The sequence below is a fragment of the Pseudoalteromonas caenipelagi genome (assembly GCF_013140855.1).
Classification (GTDB): Bacteria; Pseudomonadota; Gammaproteobacteria; order Enterobacterales; family Alteromonadaceae; genus Pseudoalteromonas; species Pseudoalteromonas caenipelagi.
Genome location: NZ_JABBPG010000003.1, coordinates 262,576 through 288,231 on the forward strand (window position 1 = coordinate 262,576; position 25,656 = coordinate 288,231).

Consider the following 25,656-nt stretch of genomic DNA (forward strand, 5'->3'; position numbering starts at 1 on the left):
CATTGTTCTAGTTTCTCGATGCTATTGTTGTTTTGAGATTGCTTCCCACTGCTCAGAGTCCACGGACGCTTTTGCAGCACTAAACAAGTTTAATCCATCACTGGATTGGTCGACGCCAAATACATAGCTACTTTTTTCATCAGAGTTCGACAAAAACTGAAGTAGCTCTGTGTGAATATCGCTATACAAATTTGAAAAGGCTTCTACAAAACCAGTAGGATGTCCCGGCTTCATACGGTTATATCTGAATTGATTTGCGTATTGACATTGACCAGCTCGGTCTAAAACTTCACGACGGCCATCATTATAGTTCAGCTCTAGTTCGTCAGGGTTTAACTGTACCCAACAAGCACTGCCTTGGTCGCCATAAACTCTTACCTTAAGGCCATTTCTATGGCCAATTGCGGTTTTGGACATCCACATGCTGCCACGAATATTGTTTGGGTATTTGAGCAGCAGATATGCATCGTCGACTAAATTAGGATATTGCGAGTGATTGGTAAACTGAGCAATTGTATGCGTGGGTTCTAGTTCTAATAAATAACTAGAAAGATGGTGTAAATGTACACCGAGATCCAAGCAAATGGTTGGCACTTCGCAGTCCTTTAAGCGCCAGGCTTGCGGCATAGCGGGTTTCCCAGCAATATCTGGCGGGCGTCTAAACCCTTCTTGCGGCATTTCCAAATGGATTTTTTGGATAACACCTAATGTCCCTTGTTTAATGAGATGCTTAAGCTCTCTGATCATTGCATAGCCACTATAATTATAAGTAACAGCAAGGAAGTGTTTGGAGCGGTCGTAGCTTGATTGGACCCTTTTTATCTCACTTGGGCCTGTTACTAATGCCTTTTCACAAATAATGGGAATATTGGCTTGCAGGAGTGCTTCAAGTACTTCAACATGGTGGGGGGTTGGTGTAAGGACAACGATTGCGTCAATACGCTCCTTTTCAGCTTTTATCAACGCTCGCCAGCAATCATATATACGTTCTGAAGAGATACTCCAGCGTTGGCCTGTTGCTAGATTTTCTTCATGGTCTCTAGAAAATGCACCCGCTACAACTTCAAACTTATTATCTAGTTGGCTAGCTGCAAAGTGAACATAACCAACTGCAGAGTTATTACCCCCTCCTATAAAAGCGAGTTTTAATCTTGTATTTTCTTTTTCTAGCATTGTTAGGGCCTTCTCTAGGTATACAGGTTTTTATCGGCAGCTTGTTTAAAAAAATAAGTATATTTATTTGTTCCAAAGAGCGGGGTTGGTCAACTTCGGGTCATCAACAGCCATATTTATGAGTTCTGTTGGATCTATAGTTGCCACTTTTTGGTATGCTTCAAGTATTTCAGTGAGCTCTCGTTCTGAGTTTACGCCCACTAGGATTTGGTTTATCTCAGGCTCTTTTGCAACATAAGCTAAACATAACGTAAGTAAAGACACGTTATGATGCTTGGCCTGTTTATGAAACATGGTCAGTTGTGTAAACCAAGGGCGAAAGTAAGGTGTGAGTTGCTCAATTGGCATAAGCAACAAGCCCTGTAAAAAGCATGAGCGTGAGTGAATTTCAACTCCATGGCTGGCTAAAGCTTTTAGAACGCCTGTTTTTTTGAAATAGTCATCAAATGCATTAAATGGCAATTGTACTAAATCGATAAAGCTCGACTCACACAATAAGGAGGCTGGCGTATCTGAGTAGACGGATACGCCAAGCTGTTGTATACGATGCGTATTCTTTTGCTCTTTCAGGTAGTCAAGCAATGCCTTAACACCAGGCTTGAAGGCATCAGATGCTTGATGGAAAAGTAGTGCTTTTAAAGAGGTGCATTTTAGGTCTATAAAACACTGTTCAACATAACGGATATATCGCTCAATGTCGGTTTGACTAAATATATCTGCATGCAGAGGTGGCAACTTAGTGACAATACTAAACTGGCTGTGAAGAGGCTCGTACGTTGCGAGTGAGTGATGGCTTTCTCCGTAACCTAATGCAGTGTCTAAAACTTTAATATTCTCAGTATTTGCCAAGTGTAATATGCGCTCAACCTCAGAATAAGACGGTCGACCGTTTTTGTTGCTAATGCCATAGTCCAGACCAAACTGAACTGTTCCTAAAGCTAATCGCATAATGCAGATTTAATGTTTTCGATAACGGTTTGCTGCTCACTCCGTGTTAAGTCGGGGTAAAGCGGAATGGTCATGGCTTGTTGATAGTATTTTTCCGCATTAGGGAAGTCACCAACTTGAAACCCAAGTTTTTGATAATAGGGCTGAAGATGAATAGGGATATAGTGTAAATGACTAGTAATACCTTGCTGTCTTAGCGTTGCTATAAGCTTTGCATGTAGGTGTTTGTCATCAGGTAGCAATCGAACAATAAACAAGTGATAGCTGGAGTAGCAGTCTGAACTTTGCTTAAGGTGCTCTAATGGGAGATGCATTAAAGCTGATATATAGCTTTGTGCCAGTTTATTGCGTTTGGTTATGAACTGTTCAAGTCTAGTAAACTGGCTTATGCCAAGCGCAGCTTGCAGCTCAGTCATCCGATAATTAAAGCCAAGTTCAACTTGCTGATAATACCAAGGACCATGACTTGGCTCTGTCATTTCACTAGGGTCATTGGTTATACCATGGCTTCTAAGGCGTTTCATTCTTTTAGCTAACTGCGCATCATTACAAGTGGCCATGCCGCCTTCTGCTGAGGTAATGATTTTTACAGGGTGAAAGCTAAACACCGTGATATCAGAGTATTGGCAACAACCAACGGGTTTATCTTGATATTTTGCACCAATTGCATGAGAAGCATCTTCAATAATTTTGATTTGATATTGTTGTGCTAGAGCAAAAATAGCTTTCATATCGCACGACTGACCAGCTAAATGTACGGGGATAATGACCTTTGGAAGCGTGTTACTTTGTTTTGCTTGGGCAAGCTTAGTCGCCAACTTTTCAACTGACATATTGCCAGTTTCAATGTCAATATCGACGAAATCCACTTGTGCACCGCAGTACAGAGCACAGTTGGCTGAAGCAACAAACGAGATAGGAGATGTCCAGACAACGTCATCTTTGCCAACATTTAAGGCAAGGCAAGCTAAATGTAATGCCGACGTTGCACTATTGGTGGCACACGCATATTGCGCGCTACAATAATTGGCGATAACCGTCTCAAACTCAGGAACTTTGGGTCCTTGAGTCAACCAATCAGAGCGCAGTACATCCACGACGGCTGAAATGTCTTGTTCTGTTATATTTTGCTTTCCGTAGGGGATCATAGTTGGCAGTCTTTTTACAGTAGTGCTTGGTGATTAAACTTTTTAATTTCTTCAAGGCTTAGAAAATGTGGGTTGGTTAAAGAGTTATATTCAAAGCCTTGCGCCACTTTTTTACCTTTTTCTCCTAATGCATTGACCGTGAAATCATTGCTTCGGCTACTAAACTTTATTCCTGGCGCGATCACGAAGTGATCGTTGTACTCATAAGTTTCAAAACACAAATCTGCAGGGCACATAACCTCATGAAGCTTCTCACCAGGACGGATACCAATAATCTTAACAGGTAAGTTTGGTGCCATCGCCTTTGCTAAATCGGTTATTTTAATTGAAGGAATTTTAGGAACGAAAATTTCGCCACCGAGCATTCTAGCAAAGTTGGTTAATACAAAATCGACACCTTGCTGTAAGCTTATCCAAAATCGAGTCATTTCATCGTGTGTTATTGGAATATGGTCTTTACCTTCATCTATAAACTTTTGAAATACGGGGACTACAGACCCGCGAGAACAAACTACGTTACCATATCTCACAACCGAAAACGTGGTGCGACAGCCGCCTGCCATGTTGTTTGCCGCAACGAATAATTTATCTGACGCGAGTTTGGTTGCACCATATAAGTTTATTGGGTTTGCAGCTTTGTCTGTTGAAAGCGCTATTACCTTTTCGACATTACTATCTAACGCTGCTTCTATGACGTTTTCGGCACCATTAATATTAGTTTTAATACACTCCATTGGGTTGTATTCAGCAGCGGGAACTTGTTTAAGCGCTGCGGCATGAATAACAAAATCAACTCCTTGCATGGCTCTGCGCAGTCTGCTCTTATCCCTTACATCACCAATGAAATAACGCATGCACTTGTCGTTAAAATCTTGCTGCATTTCAAATTGTTTTAGCTCATCTCGAGAAAAAACGATGATTTTTTTGGGTTTATACTTTTCTAATAAAGTTTTGACGTACTTTTTCCCGAAGGAGCCAGTTCCACCTGTTATTAGGATAGTTTTATTGTTGAACATACTTGCCTACCTTGAGGTGCAATTAAATCTTTACAGTTTCTCTTAGAGGAAATTTTCATATCGCTTTGAGAATCTATAAATCGAATACTAGTCAATACTTTATATCAGTTTTCTAGTTTTTGCAGTATTTATGGTGCGCACGGTGGAATTATTGACGTTTAGGTGACTTTTTGTGCAGATAAGAGTATGGTTAAAACTAGTACCACTTGATGGGGGTAGGTATGAAAATCCAACCACAAAGTAGTATTTTTAATAAAATTGAAAATACGACTAACAAACTTAACCAACAGTTGGCGTCGGGCAAGCGTGTTAACTCTGCCGCAGATGACGCAGCTGCATTGCAAATCATAGATCGCTTAACTTCGCAGCAAGATGGCTACAGTCAAGCTATTCGAAACGCAAATGATGGCATATCTTATGCCCAAACTGCGGATTCGGCGTTGTCAGGTGTAAATGATGCGGTCTCTAGAATTAGAGAACTGTCAATTCAATCGGGTAATGGTGCATTGACTGACTCTGACCGTGCAGCACTTCAAGACGAAGTGTCTCAGTTACAAACTCAGATTTCAGAGACTTTTGAAAACTCAACATTTGGTGGCGCGAAGCTTTTCAATGGTGAAGATACTAGTTTTCAAGTAGGGCCAGACGCGCTTACTACGCAAACCTTAACCCAAACAGATGGAAGCTTTGCTAATGCTATTTTAAGCGTCGATATCTCGACTGCGGCGGGGGCTCAAGCTGCAATTGATGTAGCGGATACGGTTGCTGAAGACTTGAATTCTCAGCGCACGCAGTTAGGTGCATTTGAAAATGCCATATCTAGCACAATTAGAAGTGCAGACAACCAAAGAGAGAATATTGCTGCAAGCCAAAGCCGTATTCAAGATACCGATTATGCAAAAGTGGTTTCAGAGCAAACAGCGAACGATATTCTTTCACAAGCATCCATTGCTTTGCGGGGGCAGGCTAATCAGTCGGCATCTGCGGTGCTTGGATTGTTATAAAATTAGTACAAAAGTATTGATTTAAGTCATTCTTGGTGGCATTTTTTTGGCGAAAGTGTCAAAAACTTGCCACCAAGGTATTGCATCCCTTCTCAACTACCTTACAATCATAATATATTCACGCCAAAAGTAGTTGGACTCTTAAGATGATTTTGATCTTAGACAATAATAATAATAGAGCGAGTAGTCTTTGTGGGGCTTTGACATTTGTTGGTCAAAGAACACAGATTATTCGTGAGTCTGACATAGATAAGCAGATCACCTTCTCGAAAGAGTCTATTATCGTTTTAGGCGCTTTGTCTGAGCTTGATCATGAGCAGTTCATCAAGTCTACACCAGCATCGCCATTTTTACTGATTGGTGAAACTTTAAAACCATTATTGAGCTTAGCAAACGTTATTGGGCTTATTTCAGAGCCGTTTAGTCATGATGTGACTATGCAGTTGTTGCATGACTGTCAGCAGTATCAACGCATGTTGCCGGGTAAGGCAAGTAAACAAGATAGCAAAACTTTTGACGGGTTAGTTGGAGAAACCGAGGCAGTCAAACAGGTTCGCTTTTTAATCTCTCAAGTAGCAAGTACTGACGCAAATGTGCTGATCCTAGGTGAGTCAGGAACGGGTAAAGAAGTGGTAGCTCGAAATGTGCACCTATTATCAAAGCGCTGTCAGGGGCCTTTTGTGCCTGTTAACTGTGGGGCAATCCCTGGAGAGTTGCTAGAAAGTGAGCTATTTGGGCATGAAAAGGGGGCATTTACGGGGGCAATTTCTGCTCGTAAAGGTCGCTTTGAGTTGGCTCAAGGTGGAACACTATTTTTAGATGAAATTGGTGACATGCCGCTGCAGATGCAAGTAAAGTTGTTGCGTGTTTTACAAGAGCGTAGCTACGAGAGAGTAGGCGGTACAAAACCTATTCAAGCTGATGTGCGGATAATTGCAGCAACGCACCGGAATTTAGAATCTATGATAGAGTCGGGTAAGTTTCGAGAAGACTTATTCTATCGCTTAAATGTTTTTCCAATCGAGAACCCTTCTTTAAATGAGCGTGCCGATGATATTCCACTTTTATTAAAAGAGCTTATGCGTCGTGTAAATGAACAAAGTGGTAGCACAGCTAAATTTACAGAGCGAGCGATTGAAAGTTTAAAAGCACATGACTGGCCTGGTAATATTCGAGAACTGGCAAACTTAGTGGAACGTATGGTGATAATGTTCCCTGATAAAGTAGTCGACGTCACAGATTTACCAAACAAGTATCGTTATATTGAAGTGGACGCTTACGAGCCTGAATATCCAGAAGAGTTGCTAGAGAAAGACGCATTTAATGAACTGTTTAGCAGTGGCTTTAGTGACTTTGAGGATGAAGAAGAAGACGCGATGGCACAGAGTGTGAACGGTGCGCCTCATTTTGGCTTATTGCCAGATGAAGGGATAGAGCTCAAAGAGTATTTGGCTGATCTAGAAATTAGTTTAATCACGCAAGCTTTAGAGCGTTATGACTATGTGGTGGCACGTGCTGCAGAAGTGCTTGGAGTCAGGCGCACCACGCTTGTTGAAAAGATGAAAAAGTATAATCTTAACCGCGATTAGCCAGTATTGACGCAATATCTAGGCCCTTGTATTGCTCAATGATTTGGGATTTTCTGAAACATTGATTATCGTGGTCATTTACCATTCCACACGCTTGCATATGAGCGTACACCGTGGTCGGGCCTAAAAACTTAAATCCTTTTCTCTTTAAATCTTTAGCAAATGCGACACTTATTTCGCTTTGAGCAGGGTAGTCCGCTTTGCTATTTATTTGATTGATAATTGGCGAGTAATTTACAAACTGCCATTGATAATTAGCAAAACTACCATAGGTTTTTTGTATTTCAATAAATGCCATTGCGTTATTGATAGTGGCCCTTATTTTTTTCTCATTTCTGATAATCCCAGCATTACTCATTAAGAGCTCAACATCTTGTTCGCCCATTGCAGCGACTTTTTGGACATCAAATTGAGCAAATGCCAGTTGATATGCTGCTCGCTTTTTTAAGATAGTGTACCAACTAAGACCTGCTTGCGCTGATTCCAGTGTGATAAACTCGAACAAAGTGTGATCGTCTATAACGGGTACACCCCATTCTTTATCGTGATATAAGACGTAGTCGTCTTTAGTTTGGTCTAGCCATAGGCAACGTGTACACATCGATATTATCCTGTTAAATAGAAGCTTCTCGATTCTACATTAAACTGTATAAAATTACAGTGTCAAAATTGCGTCAGTTAAAATCACCATCTAATATGCTGATATTAATAGAATTTAATGTTGGCCCAAATCCTGCATTTATCACTATAGAGTTTTATTTAGAGAGCTATGTTATGGCATTAGCACATGTTTTGAATCCACAATTCGTGCCAACGGCACCATTTAGTTCTGGTCTCCTACAAGAAGCGTATGTAGGTGAACTGAGTGAGCTGAGACAGCAAGCTAGTTGGTTAAGTCATCTGGTACATACAATGCCGGCAGGGGTAGTTGTACTTGATGGCCAAGGCATGATTGCAAAAGCAAATCAAATAGCCATTGATATGCTAGGGGAGCCACTTGAAGGCGAAAAATGGTTTAATATAATCCAGCGTTCTTTCAATCCTCAGCAAGATGATGGTCATGAGATATCTCTTAAAGACGGTCGTTTAATAAAGTTAGATATCACGGCGCTTGCACCAGAGCCAGGGCAATTGATCCTAATGACAGACTTAACTGAAACGCGACGTTTACAATCGAGGGTTGCACATATGCAACGCTTAAGTGCACTTGGCAAAATGGTGGCATCATTAGCTCATCAAGTGCGTACGCCTTTATCCGCAGCTATGTTGTATGCCGCAAACTTGGGTTGCTCGGGCTTACCTAAAACATCTCATTTGCGTTTTCACGAAAAGCTGATGTCGAGGCTCAAAGATCTCGAATCACAAGTGAATGATATGCTGCTATTTGCAAAAAGTGGTGAGCAACAGGTTGTTGAAACTGTATCAATGCAGCAATTGCTAAATGAAGTAAAAGCGGGTTCAGATGCCATGGTTGCGATGAACGACAGCTCGTTAGAAGTGTTATTACCAGAACCAGATATCGCGGTAATAGGTAATAAAACGGCCCTTGCAAGTGCGATACAAAACTTAATTCATAATAGCATTCAAGTTATTGGTGCTGGTGCAGAAATTACAGTCAGCGCAGAGCGCGAACAAGACAAAGTACGAATTTCAGTGTGTGATAATGGGCCAGGCGTTGACCCTCAAATGATAAACAAGATATTTGAGCCATTTTTTACAACAAAGAGTCAAGGCACTGGTCTTGGGTTGGCTGTTGTTAGTTCTGTGGCGAATTCTCATAAAGGGCAAGCGCAAGTGAAAAATCTGCCAAATGGCGGCGCATGTTTTAGCTTACTTCTGCCTATTTCATTCAATACCGAACAATTGGAGGTTGTATGAGTCATTCTATTTTAGTGGTGGAAGATGATGCAGGGCTAAGAGAAGCTCTGATTGACACCTTACAGTTATCAGGGTTTGATTGTGTCGAGGCATCAAGTGCTGAGCAAGCAGTCGTTTTGTTAAAACAGCAGAGTTTTTCTCTGGTTGTGAGTGACGTACAAATGGGTGCCATGAGTGGGATCGATTTGCTCAAAACGATCAAACTGAACTATCCTGATTTGCCCGTACTAATGATGACGGCTTATGCAACAATCGACGACGCCGTTGAGGCAATGCGACTCGGTGCAATTGACTATATGGCAAAACCTTTCGCGCCAGAAGTGCTGCTGAATATGGTTAGTCGCTACATGCCACCAAAGGATAAAGAAACAGAGGGTCCGGTTGTAAAAGACCCAAAAAGCCTAAAACTACTTGAACTTGCTGCTAAGGTGGCTAAATCAGATGCCAGTGTAATGGTGCTAGGCCCAAGTGGTTCAGGTAAAGAAGTACTAGCAAGATATATTCATGATAAATCAGAGCGTGCAGAGGAAGTCTTCGTTGCTATAAATTGTGCTGCAATCCCAGAAAATATGCTTGAAGCGACATTATTCGGTTACGAAAAAGGCGCATTTACTGGAGCTATTCAAGCTTGTCCAGGTAAATTTGAGCAGGCCCAAAAAGGCACAATTTTACTCGATGAAATAACCGAGATGGATTTGGGGTTGCAAGCTAAGCTTTTGAGGGTTTTACAAGAGCGCGAAGTTGAACGCTTGGGTGGACGCAAAACTATTGAGCTAGATGTAAGAGTTCTTGCAACGAGCAACCGTGACCTCAAAGAAGCTGTTACTGAGGGTAAATTTAGAGAAGACTTGTATTATCGACTCAATGTATTTCCTTTAACATGGCTGCCACTGTGTGAGCGTCCTGGTGATATTGAAGTACTCGCGGAACACTTGATTTCAAGGCACTGTACTAAAGCAGGAAAAACAGTGCCCAAGCTAACAATTGAAGCTAAGCAAAAACTGATGTCACATCAATGGCCTGGTAATGTTAGAGAATTGGATAATGTCGTGCAAAGGGCGCTTATCCTTCAACACGGAGGGCAGGTTACGGCTGACGATATTTATATTGAAAGTTACCAGCCAATGCTGCCAAAAAGTGAAATCAACGCAGATCAGTCTGTTGAGGTTGAACTGACCACTATGTGCGATGTGTCTGATAATGGTGAAAATCAGAGTTATAAGGCAGAGCTTCAAGATAAGGAGCACCAAATGATTTTGGACACCCTATCTCGGTGCCAAGGAAAGCGCAAAGAAGTAGCTGAGGTATTAGGTATGAGTCCAAGAACTCTGCGATATAAATTGGCTAAAATGCGTGATATGGGGATCTCGCTACCAGCTTAACCTTTCAAATCAGATAAGCCAGTTTCATACTGGCTTATCCTTGTCAAAATCATGACAATCAAAATTTAGTTTTAATTCATTGTTTTTAAAGTGTTTTATTTTGGCATGTATTGTGCATTATCTATGTATCTTTAGTTACAAGGGTGAGCACTATGAACATTCAACCCAATGCTTTATACCAAGAAATGCAATCGTTAGCGCTTGAAGCGACGCGCAATAAGCCGCAAGATAGCCTGCCTGTACAGACGTCTGCAAATTCTTCTGCACAATTTGGACAGATGCTTTCAGATGCCATCAATACTGTTAATGGCTTGCAAAAAGAGGCAAAATCAAAAGTAACAGCTTTAGAAATGGGAGATCGCAGCGTGTCACTTGCAGAAGTCATGATAGCCTCGCAAAAATCTTCAGTCGCATTTGAAGCAACGGTACAAGTTAGAAACAAGCTTGTAGAATCTTATAAAGAAATTATGAGCATGCCTGTTTAAGCTTAGGTAGTGGAGAGTAACTGTGGCAACGAATCAATCAACAGAACTAGCTTTATCAGATGGTGTCTCTGGCGGAGAAGCTGATGAGCAGCAAGAGCAAAAATCAGGTTATCTGAGTGCGCTAAGTGGCGTTGATATGCTACGCCAAGTTACTTTAGTAATTGCCTTAGCGATTTGTTTAGCGATAGCGGTGTTCATCATCATTTGGGCTCGTCAGCCAGACATGCGCCCACTTGGGCAATATCCTACAGAGGAGTTAGTGCAAACACTGGACTTTTTGGATGCTCAAAAAATTGACTATGAACTAGATGGTAACACCATCATGGTAGCAGAAGGCGACTATCAAACAATTAAGCTGCAGATGGCCAGAGATGGTTTTACGCAGGCGCCAAGCTCAGGTACAGACATTTTAATGCAAGATATGGGCTTTGGTGTGAGTCAAAGGTTGGAGCGTGAACGTCTCAAGCACAGCCGAGAGCAGCAGTTAGCACGCACTATCGAAGAGTTAGATGATGTTAACCGTGCCAAAGTGTTATTGGCTATTCCTAAAGAAAACGTATTTGCTCGACGCGAGAAAAAACCTTCAGCAACCGTAGTGCTTACGTTAAAGCGTGGCAGAACGCTTGATGGCGAAGAAGTGGACTCTATTGTCGATATCATAGCATCAGCCGTTCAAGGGCTGGAACCTGCAAGAGTAACTGTTACAGATCAGAATGGCCGTTTATTGAATTCAGGCTCACAAGACTCACTGGCGGCTCGCTCTCGCAAAGAGTATGAAATAGAGCGTAAGAGAGAGCAAGAATACTTAGAGAAAATCGACAGTATCCTTATTCCGGTAGTAGGCCTGGGTAAATTCACTGCGCAAGTTGACCTAACCATGGACTTTAGCGCTGTTGAAGAAACTCAGAAGCGTTATAACCCTGACCTACCAGCGGTACGCAGTGAAACAACCTTTGAAGAGAGTAACATCGGTGGATTAGCCGCTGGTATTCCAGGTGCGTTAACAAATCAGCCACCATTAAATTCAAATATTCCTGAAGTGGCTGGTAACGGTAGTGCTGGTAGCGCAACCAACCCAAGTCGTTCGCAAAAAGAAGCAACGCGAAACTATGAATTAGACACTACAATTAGTCATAAGCGTCAACAGACAGGTGTTATTCGTCGTATCAGTGTTTCTGTGGCTGTAGACTACTTACCTAAGGCTGATGCCGAAGGTAATGTAACGTTAGAGCCTCGTACACAAGAAGAGCTGTCAAATATTCGTCGTTTACTGCAAGGTGGTGTTGGCTTTGATATGCAACGTGGTGATGCGTTAGAAGTTGTTACAGTGCCGTTTGTTCGTGAAGATTTAACTGAAGTTGCAGAAATACCGCTTTGGGAGCAAGAGTGGTTTATGAAAACGACTCGATTAGCTTTGGGTGCCTTGGTTATCATTGTACTTATCTTAGCGGTAGTAAGACCAATGTTGAAACGTCTAATCTATCCAGATGATACGTTAGAAGAATTTGATGAAGATTCACTAACAGCTGGTGTTGATTTGGGAGACAGTACATTAGATATGCTAAGTCATGAGTTTGATTCATCAGCTGTTGGCTTCTCATCAGATGGTACTTTACAATTACCAGACTTACATGGTGACGAAGACTTACTCAAAGCAGTGCGTGCACTGGTTGCCAATGAACCTGAATTATCATCACAAGTAGTGAAAGCGTGGTTAACCGAAGATGACTGATGAAGAACAAAAAAAATTACCCGCTGCGTATGACGTAAATAAATTAGATGGCGTCGATAAAGCCGCCATCTTATTATTAAGTTTATCAGAAGAAGATGCCGCGCAAATTTTAAAGCATTTAGAGCCTAAACAAGTTCAGCGTGTAGGTATGGCTATGGCGGCGTTGGACGATTTGTCACAAGCTAAAATTAGCGCGGTTCATAACTTATTTATCGAACAGATCCAAAGCTTTAGTACAATCGGCTTTCAATCTGAAGATTTCATCAAAAAGGCGCTTACCGCTGCACTTGGTGAAGATAAAGCGGCTAGCCTTATCGATCAGATTGTTATGGGCTCAGGCGCGAAAGGTCTGGATTCACTCAAGTGGATGGATTCTAAACAGGTTGCCAATATTATTCGCAACGAGCACCCTCAGATCCAAACCATTGTATTGTCTTATTTAGAGCCTGAACAATCCGCGGAAATTTTATCTCAGTTCCCTGAAAAAGTGAGACTTGATCTGACGATGCGTATTGCTAACCTGGAAGAAGTTCAACCAGCTGCGTTGCAAGAACTTAATGAGATTATGGAGAAACAATTCGCCGGTCAAGCGGGCGCACAAGCCGCGAAGATGGGTGGCTTGAAAGCAGCTGCAGATATTATGAACTACTTAGATACCAATATCGAAGGCCAGCTTATGGATTCAATTCGTGAACATGATGAAGAGATGTCTCAACAAATTCAAGACCTTATGTTTGTGTTTGAGAACCTACTTGATGTTGATGATAGAGGTATTCAAACCATTTTACGTGAGGTTCAACAAGACGTGCTTATGAAAGCTATCAAAGGTACGGATGACGCACTTAAAGAGAAAATCCTCAGCAACATGTCAAAGCGTGCTGCTGAAATGCTGGCAGATGACCTTGAAGCAATGCCGCCCGTACGTATTAGTGAAGTTGAAGCTGCGCAAAAAGAAATCCTATCTACAGCCCGTCGTCTTGCTGATTCAGGAGAGATTATGCTTGGTGGTGGTGGTGGCGAGGAGTTCCTATAATTTATGAGCGATACCAAGTTTTATAAAGGTCGCCCTGTCGAAGGCGAAGCGCTCGACGAGCTTTTAAAAAATTGGCCGATCCCTGATGTGGCGGACGACCCACGCAAATATTCTGGTCGTTCTACCGCTTTTGGTAAGCCATTGGAACAGGTATATCAAAAGCCAGAACAAAAAAAGCAAGCACAAGAAGAGCAAGAGACAGAATTTCCAACGCTGACTTTAGAAGAGCTTGAGCAGATCCGTCAGGATGCTTACGATGAAGGCATAAAGCAAGGCCATGAACAAGGTTATATTGATGGCTTTGATAAAGGGGTTAGCGAAGGTAAGGAGGCAGGTTACAAAGAGGGAGTTGAGATAGGAAAACAGCAAGGACATGATGAAGCCAAACCCCTAGTTGAAGAAAAGCTCCAAGCATTAACTTTAATTATCAATGAATTACATGAGCCTTTGCGTTTAGTTGATGAGCAATGTGAAAAGCAGCTTGTTCAACTTGCCAATTTATTGGCGCAAGCAGTTATTTTTAAAGAAGTAGAGCAAGACCAAAAGCTAGTTTTATTAGCTCTAAAAAAGGCAATGGATGCGCTGCCGATAGCAGAGCAAAAAGTTAATATTCACTTGCATCCTGATGATTTAGAAGTTGTAAAAGATGCCTATGGAGAAGAACAATTGAGTGCGCAACATTGGCACTTATTGCCCGAACCTACCCTAGATAGGGGCAGCGTTGAAGTAAAAACAGCGCAATCCTCCATCGATATGACGCTTAAAACACGTATGAAAGAAATCTTGGACGAATTTTTGCATAACAGTGGTATCGAGTCGTAATTTTTGGCTACACAATGAGTGTTGAAAGTCCGTTAACCGAGCGTTTGTCACAATATAAAAAGCATATAAAAGAGTTCTCTGTGCCTGTTGCTGGTAGTTTAACCCGTGTTGTTGGGTTAACGCTTGAAGCAAAAGGCCTTAGCGCCCCCGTTGGTAGCCAATGTAAAATCGAAACTACCAGAGGGCTGGTGGATGCCGAAGTTGTTGGGTTTAATGATGACACCTTATATCTTATGCCTAACGATCACATTTCGGGAGTATTACCAGGTGCTCGCGTCATTCCTCAATTAAAAGAAACGGGTTTGCCCGTTGGCATGAGTTTGCTGGGTCGCGTGGTGGATGGTCTGGGTAGGCCATTGGATGGGCTTGGGCCTATCAACGCTGAACACAAACTCAAGTTTGCGCAAAACCCCATAAACCCGCTAGCAAGAAGGCCAATTAGTCAACCACTGGATGTGGGAGTGAGAGCGATAAACTCGGTGATCACCGTGGGCCAAGGTCAGCGTATGGGTTTATTTGCTGGTAGTGGTGTTGGTAAGTCGGTGTTACTTGGCATGATGACGCGAGGCAGTGAAGCGGATGTCATCGTTGTTGGTCTGGTGGGAGAGCGTGGTCGTGAGGTTAAAGAGTTTATTGATGAAATTCTTGGTGCCGAGGGGCGAAAGCGCTCAGTTGTAGTAGCTGCGCCTGCTGATGCTTCACCACTGATGCGACTTAAAGGGTGCGAAAGTGCAGTAACGATTGCTGAGTATTTCAGAGATCAAGGACTGAACGTATTATTGCTGTTAGATTCAGTTACGCGATATGCCATGGCGCAGCGTGAAATCGCGCTTGCGGTTGGTGAACCCCCCGCGACGAAAGGTTATCCACCATCAGTATTTGCTAAGTTGCCAGCACTGGTTGAACGAGCGGGTAATGGTGGAGAGGGGCAAGGCTCTATTACGGCATTCTTTACTGTGCTCAGTGAAGGAGATGATATGCAAGACCCGATTGCCGATTCAGCGCGAGCGATACTTGATGGTCACATTGTGCTTTCAAGAGACTTGGCAGACAGTGGTCATTATCCTGCAATCGATATTGAAAAATCAATTAGCCGTGTTATGCCGCAAGTTATTTCTGAGCGGCATCTGCAACAAGCCCGTGTGCTTAAACAAGTGTATTCAATGTATCAACAAAATAAGGATATGATCACTTTGGGTGCATACCAAAAGGGCAGTGATCCTATGTTGGACCAAGCAATTAACATGATGCCTTCGATAAATGCGTTTTTACAGCAAGGGATGAAAGAAGTACTCAACTATGACCAGTGTCTGCAAGAGCTCGCTCAATTACTAGGACAAGAATAATGGCTGGCAACAAACTTGATTTACTTTATAAATTAGAAGCTGACAAAGAAGAATCATTGCGTGTTAATTATATGCAGGCGCAGCATCATCTCAACGACAACCAACAAAAGCTGTCTGGACTAAATGACTTTCGCCTTGAATATAGTCAGCAGCTCCATTTCAAAGCACAGCAAGGTTTATCCAGTAGCGGTTTTACTCAGTATCATGCGTTTATTAAAAAGATTGAAGAAGCTATTCAGCAGCAAGCTCGAACAGTGAATACAGCGAAGCAGGTTGTTGAGCAGCGAAAAAGATTGTGGCTTGCGCAGCAAGTTAAAGCAAAAGCCATTGCCAAACTGATTGAAAAGAAACAGCTTGAGCACCAAAAACGTATGGATAAAGCGGAGCAAAAGATGTTGGATGAATTTGCTACAAACCAATTTATGCGTCGTCGGGCTTAATACTGAACTTAATGTGGCCTGATTTTTGCTGATAAATCCTTAGTGATGTAATTGCGGCTTTAAATTGCCGCTTCGGCAGGTAACTATATGCTAAATGTAACGTTTAATAATACAAAAGTCTCTGGTAGTGACGCGAGCTCTTTTGACTCAATGAATACCCAAAGTGAGGGCGCTTCAAACGAGTCGACCAGCTTTTTATTTGCCTTGAAACAGCTCACAGAGCAAGCTGAAGCTGATGAGCAAAACACTCCTTCTGATACAGACATCACGACCCAAAATGAACAGTTATCAAAAGAGTTGATTGTTCAAGAGCAACAAACGGTATCAGATGATCACGCCACTGCGACTGCTACGTCGGAAGAAGACGCAGAGAGTAGCGCTCAAGCAGATACAGAGTTAAGTGACCAGACTAACCCACCTTCACCTAAAAGTGCGGACGATTTACTGGCGCAAATTAACGCCTCTAATCAACAAAAAGCCACTGTAACCGTTCACGATAGTACCAACTCTAATGAGCAAGGTTCAGTTTATACGAATGCATTGCAAGCGTTAAATAAGTTGAGTGGCAAGAGCACTACCTCAGTGGATGATGCTCAACCGGTGGATTCTTCAAAAGTACAAAATAGCAGCAAACTAAATGCCAGTGAGATATTAGCAGATAGCACTGCCGAGAAAGATGCTAAAAGCGCTGATAAGGAAGAGGTAGCAAAAGCTAAATTAACCGAACAGCCTTTAAATGAAGAAAAGCCCAAGCAAGTGACGCAGACAGCGCAGCAAGATAAAGCAGATGTACTGAAAGGTAAAATCAATCAATTTGCCGATAACAAAGAAGGTAAGGTTGAAACTCCCCAGCCAAAGTCTCCATTAACATCCGAATGGGGGAATTTGAATGAAGAACAAGAAAGTTCGGCAGATGGCACATCTTTACAGAATGACAAAACGAATAAAGCAGCATCAGAGCTTGGCAAGAAAAACGAATTAGCCAAGCAAATAAGTGAGCTGGTTAAGCAAGCAGATTCGCGCCCTTCAAAAGAGCATGTAGGTGTGCCGATTATTGATGAACAAACCGCAGAGCAAGTATTACAACAAAAGTTAACGTCATTAACACCAAGTGAAAGAAGCGCTTTGCAAAAAGGGTTACAGCAGCTAGTGAATGAAGGTAAGGCGACCCCAATGGCTGAACGAGCGTTAGAACAATTGAAGGCGCTAGAGCAAAAGCAAGCATATATAGATAAACCCCAGTCGATTAGTGTTGATAGAGCTACGGCAAGTGCATCAGTTGTTGTAAACAAAACGGCCACTTATAACAGCACTAAAGTTGATAAAGACACATTAAAAAATGATGCAAGGTCAAGTCTTAAAGCTGTGGGTGCAAGCGATGTAGAGAAAGGTCTCGGTGCGCAAACTAAGCAAGACGCTGCTAATTCAGTTGCAAGTTTGGCGCAAAGCATGCCATCCCCTCAGGTTGAACAATTATTTAAGGCGATTGTTACGCCTCAAGCAACTGCAAACTCACCACAGTCTCAAGTAAGTGAATTTGTCCAATATATGCAGCAGTTAGAAGAAGCGCCTCAAAGCATACAGCATCAACAAAGCCATGCTTCAACTCAAAAGGTTCAAGTAGACGCGCAGATGCTTCAAGCGGTAAATATAGCCAGAAATGATGCTGCAAAAATGCTACAAGAAAAAGTATCTATGATGTTGAATCTCAACAACCAAGAAGCAGAGATACGTTTAGACCCAAGAGAACTTGGTATGATGCAAATACGTATCCGCACAGATGCAGAGCAGGCTCAAGTTAATTTCGTCGTGCAGAACCAACAAGCCAAAGACTTGCTCGAACAATCTATGCCTAAGTTAAGAGAAATGCTAGCCGAGCAAGGGATTGAGCTAGGACAGAGCAACATTGAATATGGCGATGGCTCACAAGGTGAGCAGGGTTTTGGTTCCGAGCAGCAGCACGGGTCAAAAACAGGATTGAGTGCCCAAAGCGAAGATGAACAAAATTCTGACAATACGACAGAACGAACTCTAAACGATGGTTCTTCAATAGATTATTACGCCTAACTACTGCTATTATATAGAAATAGGCCCTTAGCTTTGTAGCTTAAACAAGGATTAATATGGCAGAAGAAACCGATTTAGAAATAGAAGAAGCGGGTGGTAATAAAAAGAAAATTATCATCGCAGCAGTGGTAGCAGTTGTGTTAGTGGTCGCTGGCATCTTGTTTTTTAGCTCTTCTGAAGAAGCGCCTGTAGAAACATTGGCTGAGGAAGAAACAGCTTCTGAGACTGTACAATCTAACAGTGCCTCTGCTAAGACTGGGAGTGCACTTTATGTGGCAATGCCAAGGCCATTTGTATTCAATGTGCCTGGCGCAAGCAGAGATCGTATTGTCCAAATCAAGGTCCAGCTACTCGTAAGAGGGGACATAAATGAAGAAATTGCTAAAAAGCATATTCCCCTTATTGAAGGCACCTTGTTAAGTGTATTTTCAACTACAACAGCGGATGAGCTCAGTACCAGTGCTGGTAAGGAAACTTTACGCCTGTCTGCTGTTGACAAAGTTCAAGCAGCAATGGAAGGGGTTGAAGGTAGTAAAGTCATTGAACGTGTGCTATTCACCGGCTTTGTAATGCAGTGAGGTCTTAAGTGAGTGATTTATTATCCCAAGACGAAATCGATGCGCTATTGCATGGCGTTGATGAAGTCGAAGAGGAAGATATCAATGATGGTGATGACGGTGATTCCACCGCGCTGCAATATGATTTTTCTTCACAAGATCGTATTGTACGTGGTCGGATGCCGACCCTGGAAATTGTAAATGAGCGTTTTGCACGACATATGCGAATCAGCTTGTTTAACATGATGCGACGCACAGCAGAGGTCTCGATCAACGGTGTGCAAATGCTGAAATTTGGCGAATATATTCATACCTTATTTGTACCAACAAGTTTAAACATGGTGCGCTTTAGACCATTAAAAGGCACAGGTTTAATCACCATGGAAGCGCGATTGGTATTTATTCTCGTTGATAACTTTTTTGGTGGCGATGGTCGATATCACGCGAAAATCGAAGGGCGCGAATTTACACCAACCGAACGCCGTATTGTGCAAATGCTTCTAAAAATAATTTTCGAAGATTATAAAGAAGCGTGGGCGCCGGTTATGGACGTATCATTCGAGTATTTAGACTCGGAAGTAAACCCTGCTATGGCTAACATTGTTAGCCCCACCGAAGTGGTCGTTATTAGCTCGTTTCATATTGAACTTGATGGAGGCGGAGGTGACTTTCATATCTCGCTGCCATATTCCATGTTGGAACCTATTAGGGAACTGCTCGATGCAGGTGTTCAGTCTGATACTGAAGATACTGATTTGCGTTGGAGTAAAGCCCTACGAGACGAAATAATGGATGTGGAAGTTGAGCTTTCAACTCAGTTGCTAGAAATTGATCTTACTCTGGCGCAAATTATGGAACTCAAAGCTGGCGATGTTATCCCTGTTGAAATGCCAGAATATATTACTGTGTTTGTTGAAGAGCTTCCCACTTTCAGAGCTAAAATGGGCCGTTCTAGAGATAATGTTGCCTTGCAAATTAGTGAGAAAATCAAGCGTCCGGAATCTGTTAAATCAGAACTACACGTTTTTACGAAAGGGGGCAAAAAGCTCGACTCGGACGCAGAGTTAGCAGAATTAGAAGAAGATCTACATCTGTCGGAAGGTGTGGATTTAGACTGGTAAAGATTGATTATATTAAGGTTTTGATAGTATGAGCGATGATCAAGATACAATGGACGAATGGGCTGCGGCACTGGCTGAAGCTGAAGAGTCTGAAGCGCCAAGCAGCGAACCAGAAGTAGCAGAACTCGATGAGCTACAAGATGCCAACGCTAACTTATCTCCTGACGAAAAACGTAAGTTGGATACCATTTTAGATATACCAGTAACCATATCTATGGAAGTTGGTCGCTCTAAAATAAATATCCGTAACTTATTGCAATTAAACCAAGGCTCCGTTGTTGAACTAGACAGAGTTGCGGGTGAGCCGTTGGATGTATTGGTTAATGGCACTTTGATTGCACATGGCGAAGTAGTTGTAGTAAATGATAAATTTGGTATACGTTTGACCGATGTAATTAGCCAAGTTGAACGTATTAAAAAGCTGCGATGAAAAAGATGACTTCAGGGCTGCTGCTAAGCGTAGCCCTGCCTGCGCAAGCGGCACAAAACGTCCCCGGCTTCAGCTCGGAGCTACTGTCGATGGGCTTGTCACTCATGTTGGTTGTGTTGTTGGTGATAGGGCTGGGGTTTTTGGTTAAAAAATTCAATCCTAATATTGGTAATAGTAAAGACTTCAAGGTGATCCGCAGTTTACCACTTGGAACCAAAGAACGGCTGATGGTGGTAGAGATTGATAACAAACAACATCTACTGGGTGTAACACCTAATAGTATCAACTATTTGTATATGCTTGAAAAGCCGCTTGAACAAGCGGATATACCAGTTTTTGCAAAAGAGTTGAGCAAATTTATGGGCAAGCAAAACAATAAGAATAATTCACATGATTAGATTACTGATATTACTCATTGGCCTTGGTTTTTTTCCATATGCTGGCGCGGAAGGGATTGATGCATTAAGCGTAACAACCAACCCCGATGGCTCGCAAGAGTACTCTGTAACGCTACAAGTACTCGCAATCATGACTGCGCTGAGCTTTATTCCAGCAGCCGTTATCATGATGACGAGCTTTACACGAATTATTGTTGTGCTGGCTATTTTACGTCAAGCTATTGGTCTTCAGCAGTCTCCATCAAATCAAATTCTTTTGGGGATGTCTTTGTTTTTAACATTTTTTATTATGGCTCCGATATTTAGCCAAATAAATGACAGAGCTGTACAACCTTATTTAAATGAACAGCTCACCTCAATGCAAGCATTAGAGCAGGCCAAAGAACCACTAAAAGCGTTTATGCTCTCTCAAACGCGAATTAAGGACTTAGAGACCTTTGCAAAAATAGCGGGCTATGACAAGTTAGATAAACCAGAGGATACGCCTTTTGTGGTGATTATCCCTGCTTTTGTAACCAGTGAGCTGCAAACCGCTTTTATCATCGGCTTTATGTTTTTTATCCCTTTCCTAATTGTAGACTTAGTTGTTGCCAGTGTTCTGATGGCAATGGGTATGATGATGCTTTCGCCAATGATAGTTTCGTTGCCATTTAAGATTATGCTCTTTGTTTTGGTTGATGGTTGGGGGTTAGTTATGGGCACCTTAGCTCGCAGTTTTGGGTTAGGAGTCTAATATGGAGCCAGAAGTCTTTGTTGATATACTGAGCGATTCACTATTTATAGTAATCAAGCTGGTTGCAGCAATTGTACTGCCAGGCTTAATGGTCGGTTTAGTGGTGGCGGTGTTTCAGGCTGCAACGTCAATTAACGAACAAACGCTTAGCTTTTTACCAAGGCTGATTATTACTATTTTGGCTCTTATTGTTGGAGGGCATTGGTTTACCCAAGTATTAATGGACTTCTTTACCGGGATAGTTATGCGGATCCCAGAAATAGCAGGCTAGAGTATGGAATTTCCCATCGCAACCATTATGCAGTGGCTTAGTGACTTGCTATTGCCTTTGGTACGTATCAGCTCAATGATAATGGTGATGGCTGGCCTAGGGGCGCAAACGGTGCCAACTCGTATTAAACTTGCTTTGTCTGTGGTGATCACATTCGCTGTGATGCCAGCCCTACCTAAAGCACAATTTGTCGAGCTATTCTCTTTCACTATGCTGTATGTCGTTATTCAACAAATGATAATTGGCATTGCGATAGGTTTTGCTTCTTTGCTACTTTTGAATACATTTATTATTGCGGGTCAAATTCTCGCTATGCAAACGGGTCTTGGATTTGCCTCGGTTGTGGACCCAGCAAATGGCTTGAGTGTGCCAGCGGTTGGTCAGTTTTATTTAATATTGGCGACCTTACTGTTTTTTGTATTCAATGGGCATCTTATGATGCTGCACATGATTATTTTTAGCTTTGATACTTTTCCAATCAACGGCCAATGGTGGGTGGTTGATAATTACTGGCAAATAATCAATTGGGGTGGATGGATGTTTAGCACTGCGCTAGCATTGTCTTTAGCGCCATTAACCGCAATGCTGGTGATCAATATTTCATTTGGTGTTATGACCCGAGCTGCACCACAAATGAATATATTCTCTGTAGGTTTTGCGTTTACCCTAGTTGCAGGATTAACAATTATTTGGGCAACGCTTGGAAACTTTGTTGTGCAATTTGAATTCCAATGGTTAAAAATGACAGAGCTAATGTGTAACTTAATTGGCTGTACGGTGTAGATTATGGCAGAAGATTCCGGTCAAGAACGCACGGAAGAACCCACCGAGAAAAAAATAAGTGAGTCGCGTAAAAAAGGACAGGTTGCACGTTCAAAAGAACTAGGAACAACATTTGTACTTATTTTTTCTGCTATATCGTTACTTTTGTACGGGCCAGCACTGGGTAAAGGGCTTTTTAATATCATGGGAAGGGCTTTGAGCCTAAACCGGAATGAAACCTATGACACAACAAAGATGTTTGCTATTTGGGATATCGCATTTTCGGAGTTACTTTTTCCATTTGCTATGTTTGTGCTAATCATTGCCTTAGCGGGTATTGTAGGGAATACTCTTTTAGGTGGGTTTAACTTTAGTTGGCAAGCAGCGGCGCCTAAGGCAAGTAAAATGTCACCGGCAAAAGGATTAAAGCGTATGCTCGGTCCTCAAGCTGCTGTAGAGCTATTTAAGTCGATCCTTAAGTTTGCTTTGGTGGCGGGGTTTGCCATTTTTTTGATCAGTGCCTTTTTCTACGAAATCCTTCACCTAAGTATTGAATCTATCCCGAACAGCATCATACATGCATTGGAAATTTTGGCTTGGATGTTTCTGGGTATTAGCTGTACTACCATCATTATCTCCGCAATAGATGCGCCTTATCAAAGTTATAATCACCATAAACAACTAAAAATGACGTTGCAGGAAATAAAAGATGAATACAAAAACTCTGAGGGTGATCCGCAAATAAAAGCCCGTATTCGTCGTACGCAAAGAGAAATGTCACAACGTAGAATGATGCAAGATGTGCCGGATGCGGATGTTGTTGTCACAAACCCTACTCACTACTCAGTGGCTTTGAAATACGACACTGAAAAAGCAGGTGCGCCGATTGTGATTGCAAAAGGGGTTGATGAGTTAGCTATGCAAATACGTAAAGTGGCAATTGGTAATGAAGTACCAATTGTCGAGTCTCCCGCGTTAACGCGTTCTTTATATCACACTACCGAAGTGGGTGAGCAAATCCCTGACCAACTATTTACCTCAGTTGCACAAGTGCTAGCGTATGTATTTCAGCTAAAAAGATTTAATAAAGGCCGAGGACGCCGACCTACCTCTTTGAGCAAAGATCTTCCCATACCAGATGATTTAAAACACTAGAGAGAATTTTTGGCTCGTAACTTGCACTTTCTGCTTAGTGTCAATATTTTGCAGTTGTTAAGTTATGGAATTTAAAGCGTTTTTATCGCAGATAAATAGAGATAAGAAAGAATATGCTAAAGGTGTGGGTACGCCACTATTGGTACTTGCAGCATTAGGTATGGTTATTTTGCCATTACCTCCTTTCTTATTGGACATTTTATTTTCTTTTAACATTGCATTGGCTTTAGTGGTGCTATTGGTGACTGTATACACCATGAAACCTCTTGAATTTGGTATGTTTCCAGCTGTTTTGCTGATAGCGACTATCATGCGTTTGGCGTTGAATGTAGCAAGTACGCGAGTTGTGCTTTTAGAAGGTCATAACGGTGGTGATGCCGCTGGTAAAGTTATCGAAGCATTTGGCTCTGTAGTTATTGGTGGTAACTATGCGGTCGGCCTAGTGGTTTTCCTTATCCTCATTATCATCAACTTTGTAGTAATCACCAAAGGTGCAGGCCGCATTTCAGAAGTATCAGCACGTTTTACATTAGATGCAATGCCTGGTAAGCAAATGGCGATTGATGCAGATTTGAACGCAGGTTTTATAAGTGCTGAAGATGCCAGAGCTCGCCGTGAAGAAGTCACTCGTGAAGCAGATTTCTATGGTTCAATGGATGGTGCGAGTAAATTCGTTAAAGGCGATGCAATAGCGGGTATTGTAATTTTGGTTATCAACATTGTTGGTGGTTTATTTGTAGGGATGATCCAGCATGATCTGTCATTTAGCAGAGCGATGGAAGTTTATACTTTGCTAACCATTGGTGATGGCCTTGTCGCGCAGCTGCCTTCTCTGTTGCTATCAATTGGTACGGCAATAGTCGTTACACGTCAAAACGAATCCCATAACATGGGGGACCAGTTCAAAACGCAACTTGGTAATGAAAAATCTCTATTTATAGCTTCAGGTATTCTAATAGTTATGGGGCTTGTGCCAGGCATGCCTCATATTGCGTTTTTAAGCTTAGGCGCTTTACTTGGCTACTTAGCGTATTTTACTCAAAAACAGAAAAAAGAAGCAGCGGAAACAGCCGCGGAGCAAGCAGCGACAGGTGGTGATGTTGCAACCAAACAAGAGCAAAAGGAATTGGGCTGGGATGATGTACAGCCTGTTGATGTGATTGGTTTAGAAGTGGGTTATCGTTTAATCCCATTGGTTGATCAATCTCAAGGTGGTGAATTACTCAGCCGTATTAAAGGGGTGCGTAAAAAGCTTTCTCAAGAACTTGGCTTTTTAATTCCACCTGTACATATTCGCGATAATTTAGAACTAGACCCCAATGCATACAACATTACATTGATGGGCGTCGGTTCAGGTGAAGGTGAGCTTAAGCATGGCGATGAACTTGCTATTAACCCAGGGCAGGTGTTTGGTCCTATTAAAGGCATAGAGACAAAAGACCCTGCATTTGGCTTAGATGCTGTATGGATTAAGCCAGATCAAAAAGATGAAGCTCATTCATTAGGTTATACCGTTGTTGACGCGGCAACGGTAGTTGCTACTCATATTAGTCAATTACTGACGAACAACGCTTCTCTTTTACTAGGCCATGAAGAAGTTCAGAACTTACTAGATATGTTAGCTAAGAGCCACCCTCGTCTAGTGGAAGGCTTAGTACCAGATGTGCTTCCTCTTACTACGGTTGTAAAAGTACTACAGAATTTACTTAATGAAGGCGTTGCAATTCGTGACATGCGCTCTATTGTACAGACGTTGGTAGAGTATGGCCCACGTAGCCAAGACCCCGACGTATTAACGGCTGCAGTGAGAATTTCATTACGTAGATTGATAGTTCAAGACGCTGTTGGTAACGCAGATGAGATCCCTGTCATAACATTGGCACCTGAGTTGGAACAGATGTTGCATCAGTCACTTCAGAACGCAGGTGATGAAGGGGCAGGTATTGAACCAGGCCTTGCGGAACGGCTTCAAAACTCATTGAGAGAAGCTCATCAAACGCAAGAAATGCTAGGTGACCCGTCCATTTTATTAACCTCAGGTATGTTAAGAAGTGTGCTTTCAAGATTTGTTAAACATACGATCCCCGGCCTTCGCGTGATGTCATATCAAGAAGTGCCAGATGAAAGACAAATTAAGATTGTGAGCTCAGTTGGACAGTAATAGGA

25 protein-coding genes are annotated in these 25,656 nt (G+C 42.2%); 20 read left to right on the top strand and 5 right to left on the bottom strand.

Features of this window, described 5'->3' with window-relative positions:
• Positions 1-21: 21 nt before the first annotated feature.
• The 4 genes from HG263_RS09615 to pseB form a co-directional block, all read right to left on the bottom strand.
• On the bottom strand, positions 22-1,173 hold the full coding sequence (locus tag HG263_RS09615) for a Gfo/Idh/MocA family protein (RefSeq protein ID WP_171625867.1): 1,152 nt from the start codon (positions 1,171-1,173) through the stop codon (positions 22-24).
• 63 nt (positions 1,174-1,236) lie between these two features.
• Complete coding sequence (locus HG263_RS09620) at positions 1,237-2,121, bottom strand: aldo/keto reductase (RefSeq protein WP_171625868.1); 885 nt, start codon at positions 2,119-2,121, stop codon at positions 1,237-1,239.
• Entirely contained in the window at positions 2,112-3,269 is a 1,158-nt protein-coding gene (gene pseC, locus HG263_RS09625) for a UDP-4-amino-4,6-dideoxy-N-acetyl-beta-L-altrosamine transaminase (RefSeq protein ID WP_171625869.1), read from the bottom strand. The genes HG263_RS09620 and pseC overlap by 10 nt, the downstream gene beginning before the upstream one ends.
• Before the next feature lie 14 nt (positions 3,270-3,283).
• Positions 3,284-4,285, bottom strand: a complete 1,002-nt coding sequence (pseB, locus tag HG263_RS09630; protein ID WP_171625870.1) for a UDP-N-acetylglucosamine 4,6-dehydratase (inverting) — start codon at positions 4,283-4,285, stop codon at positions 3,284-3,286.
• 221 nt (positions 4,286-4,506) lie between these two features.
• Between pseB and HG263_RS09635 the strand changes: the two genes are divergently transcribed.
• On the top strand, positions 4,507-5,289 hold the full coding sequence (locus tag HG263_RS09635; protein WP_171625871.1) for a flagellin N-terminal helical domain-containing protein: 783 nt from the start codon (positions 4,507-4,509) through the stop codon (positions 5,287-5,289).
• Between the two features lie 146 nt (positions 5,290-5,435).
• The gene (locus tag HG263_RS09640; RefSeq protein WP_171625872.1) at positions 5,436-6,878 is read left to right on the top strand and encodes a sigma-54 interaction domain-containing protein; all 1,443 of its coding nucleotides are present in this window, start codon (positions 5,436-5,438) and stop codon (positions 6,876-6,878) included.
• Here HG263_RS09640 and HG263_RS09645 read toward each other — a convergent pair.
• Positions 6,865-7,479, bottom strand: a complete 615-nt coding sequence (locus tag HG263_RS09645) for a DNA-3-methyladenine glycosylase I (protein WP_171625873.1) — start codon at positions 7,477-7,479, stop codon at positions 6,865-6,867. The two genes, HG263_RS09640 and HG263_RS09645, sit on opposite strands and share 14 nt — an antisense overlap.
• A gap of 173 nt (positions 7,480-7,652) precedes the next feature.
• On the opposite strand from HG263_RS09645, the gene HG263_RS09650 reads away from it, so the two are divergent.
• From HG263_RS09650 to flhA, 18 genes are all read left to right on the top strand, one after another.
• Positions 7,653-8,756: a sensor histidine kinase gene (locus HG263_RS09650; RefSeq protein WP_171625874.1), complete on the top strand. Its 1,104-nt coding sequence runs from the start codon at positions 7,653-7,655 to the stop codon at positions 8,754-8,756.
• Entirely contained in the window at positions 8,753-10,138 is a 1,386-nt protein-coding gene (locus HG263_RS09655; RefSeq protein WP_171625875.1) for a sigma-54-dependent transcriptional regulator, read from the top strand. Before HG263_RS09650 ends, HG263_RS09655 begins: the two co-directional genes overlap by 4 nt.
• 152 nt (positions 10,139-10,290) lie before the next feature.
• Positions 10,291-10,623, top strand: a complete 333-nt coding sequence (gene fliE / locus HG263_RS09660) for a flagellar hook-basal body complex protein FliE (RefSeq protein ID WP_171625876.1) — start codon at positions 10,291-10,293, stop codon at positions 10,621-10,623.
• A 22-nt stretch (positions 10,624-10,645) separates the two neighbouring features.
• Complete coding sequence (fliF, locus tag HG263_RS09665; protein WP_171625877.1) at positions 10,646-12,355, top strand: flagellar basal-body MS-ring/collar protein FliF; 1,710 nt, start codon at positions 10,646-10,648, stop codon at positions 12,353-12,355.
• The gene (gene fliG / locus HG263_RS09670) at positions 12,348-13,388 is read left to right on the top strand and encodes a flagellar motor switch protein FliG (RefSeq protein WP_171625878.1); all 1,041 of its coding nucleotides are present in this window, start codon (positions 12,348-12,350) and stop codon (positions 13,386-13,388) included. Before fliF ends, fliG begins: the two co-directional genes overlap by 8 nt.
• 3 nt (positions 13,389-13,391) lie before the next feature.
• Positions 13,392-14,210 (top strand): flagellar assembly protein FliH, encoded by an 819-nt coding sequence (gene fliH, locus HG263_RS09675; protein WP_171625879.1) that lies wholly within the window; start codon positions 13,392-13,394, stop codon positions 14,208-14,210.
• Positions 14,211-14,224: 14 nt separating this feature from the next.
• A complete protein-coding gene (fliI, locus tag HG263_RS09680; protein WP_171625880.1) occupies positions 14,225-15,556 on the top strand; it encodes a flagellar protein export ATPase FliI in 1,332 nt (443 codons plus the stop codon).
• On the top strand, positions 15,556-15,996 hold the full coding sequence (gene fliJ, locus HG263_RS09685; protein WP_171625881.1) for a flagellar export protein FliJ: 441 nt from the start codon (positions 15,556-15,558) through the stop codon (positions 15,994-15,996). The genes fliI and fliJ overlap by 1 nt, the downstream gene beginning before the upstream one ends.
• Positions 15,997-16,083: 87 nt before the next feature.
• A complete protein-coding gene (locus HG263_RS09690) occupies positions 16,084-18,063 on the top strand; it encodes a flagellar hook-length control protein FliK (protein WP_171625882.1) in 1,980 nt (659 codons plus the stop codon).
• A gap of 56 nt (positions 18,064-18,119) precedes the next feature.
• On the top strand, positions 18,120-18,641 hold the full coding sequence (gene fliL / locus HG263_RS09695) for a flagellar basal body-associated protein FliL (RefSeq protein WP_171625883.1): 522 nt from the start codon (positions 18,120-18,122) through the stop codon (positions 18,639-18,641).
• Between the two features lie 8 nt (positions 18,642-18,649).
• Entirely contained in the window at positions 18,650-19,741 is a 1,092-nt protein-coding gene (fliM, locus tag HG263_RS09700) for a flagellar motor switch protein FliM (protein WP_171625884.1), read from the top strand.
• 28 nt (positions 19,742-19,769) lie between these two features.
• A complete protein-coding gene (gene fliN, locus HG263_RS09705) occupies positions 19,770-20,171 on the top strand; it encodes a flagellar motor switch protein FliN (RefSeq protein ID WP_171625885.1) in 402 nt (133 codons plus the stop codon).
• Positions 20,172-20,260: 89 nt separating this feature from the next.
• On the top strand, positions 20,261-20,569 hold the full coding sequence (gene fliO, locus HG263_RS09710) for a flagellar biosynthetic protein FliO (protein ID WP_246239943.1): 309 nt from the start codon (positions 20,261-20,263) through the stop codon (positions 20,567-20,569).
• Positions 20,562-21,302 carry a flagellar type III secretion system pore protein FliP gene (fliP, locus tag HG263_RS09715; RefSeq protein WP_171625886.1) on the top strand — a complete coding sequence of 247 codons (741 nt, stop codon included), beginning with the start codon at positions 20,562-20,564 and terminating at the stop codon, positions 21,300-21,302. Before fliO ends, fliP begins: the two co-directional genes overlap by 8 nt.
• Before the next feature lies 1 nt (position 21,303).
• Entirely contained in the window at positions 21,304-21,573 is a 270-nt protein-coding gene (fliQ, locus tag HG263_RS09720; RefSeq protein ID WP_152085504.1) for a flagellar biosynthesis protein FliQ, read from the top strand.
• 3 nt (positions 21,574-21,576) lie between these two features.
• Positions 21,577-22,356, top strand: a complete 780-nt coding sequence (gene fliR / locus HG263_RS09725; RefSeq protein ID WP_171625887.1) for a flagellar biosynthetic protein FliR — start codon at positions 21,577-21,579, stop codon at positions 22,354-22,356.
• 3 nt (positions 22,357-22,359) lie between these two features.
• Entirely contained in the window at positions 22,360-23,490 is a 1,131-nt protein-coding gene (gene flhB / locus HG263_RS09730; protein ID WP_171625888.1) for a flagellar biosynthesis protein FlhB, read from the top strand.
• A gap of 64 nt (positions 23,491-23,554) precedes the next feature.
• A complete protein-coding gene (gene flhA / locus HG263_RS09735) occupies positions 23,555-25,651 on the top strand; it encodes a flagellar biosynthesis protein FlhA (protein WP_171625889.1) in 2,097 nt (698 codons plus the stop codon).
• Positions 25,652-25,656 lie beyond the last annotated feature (5 nt).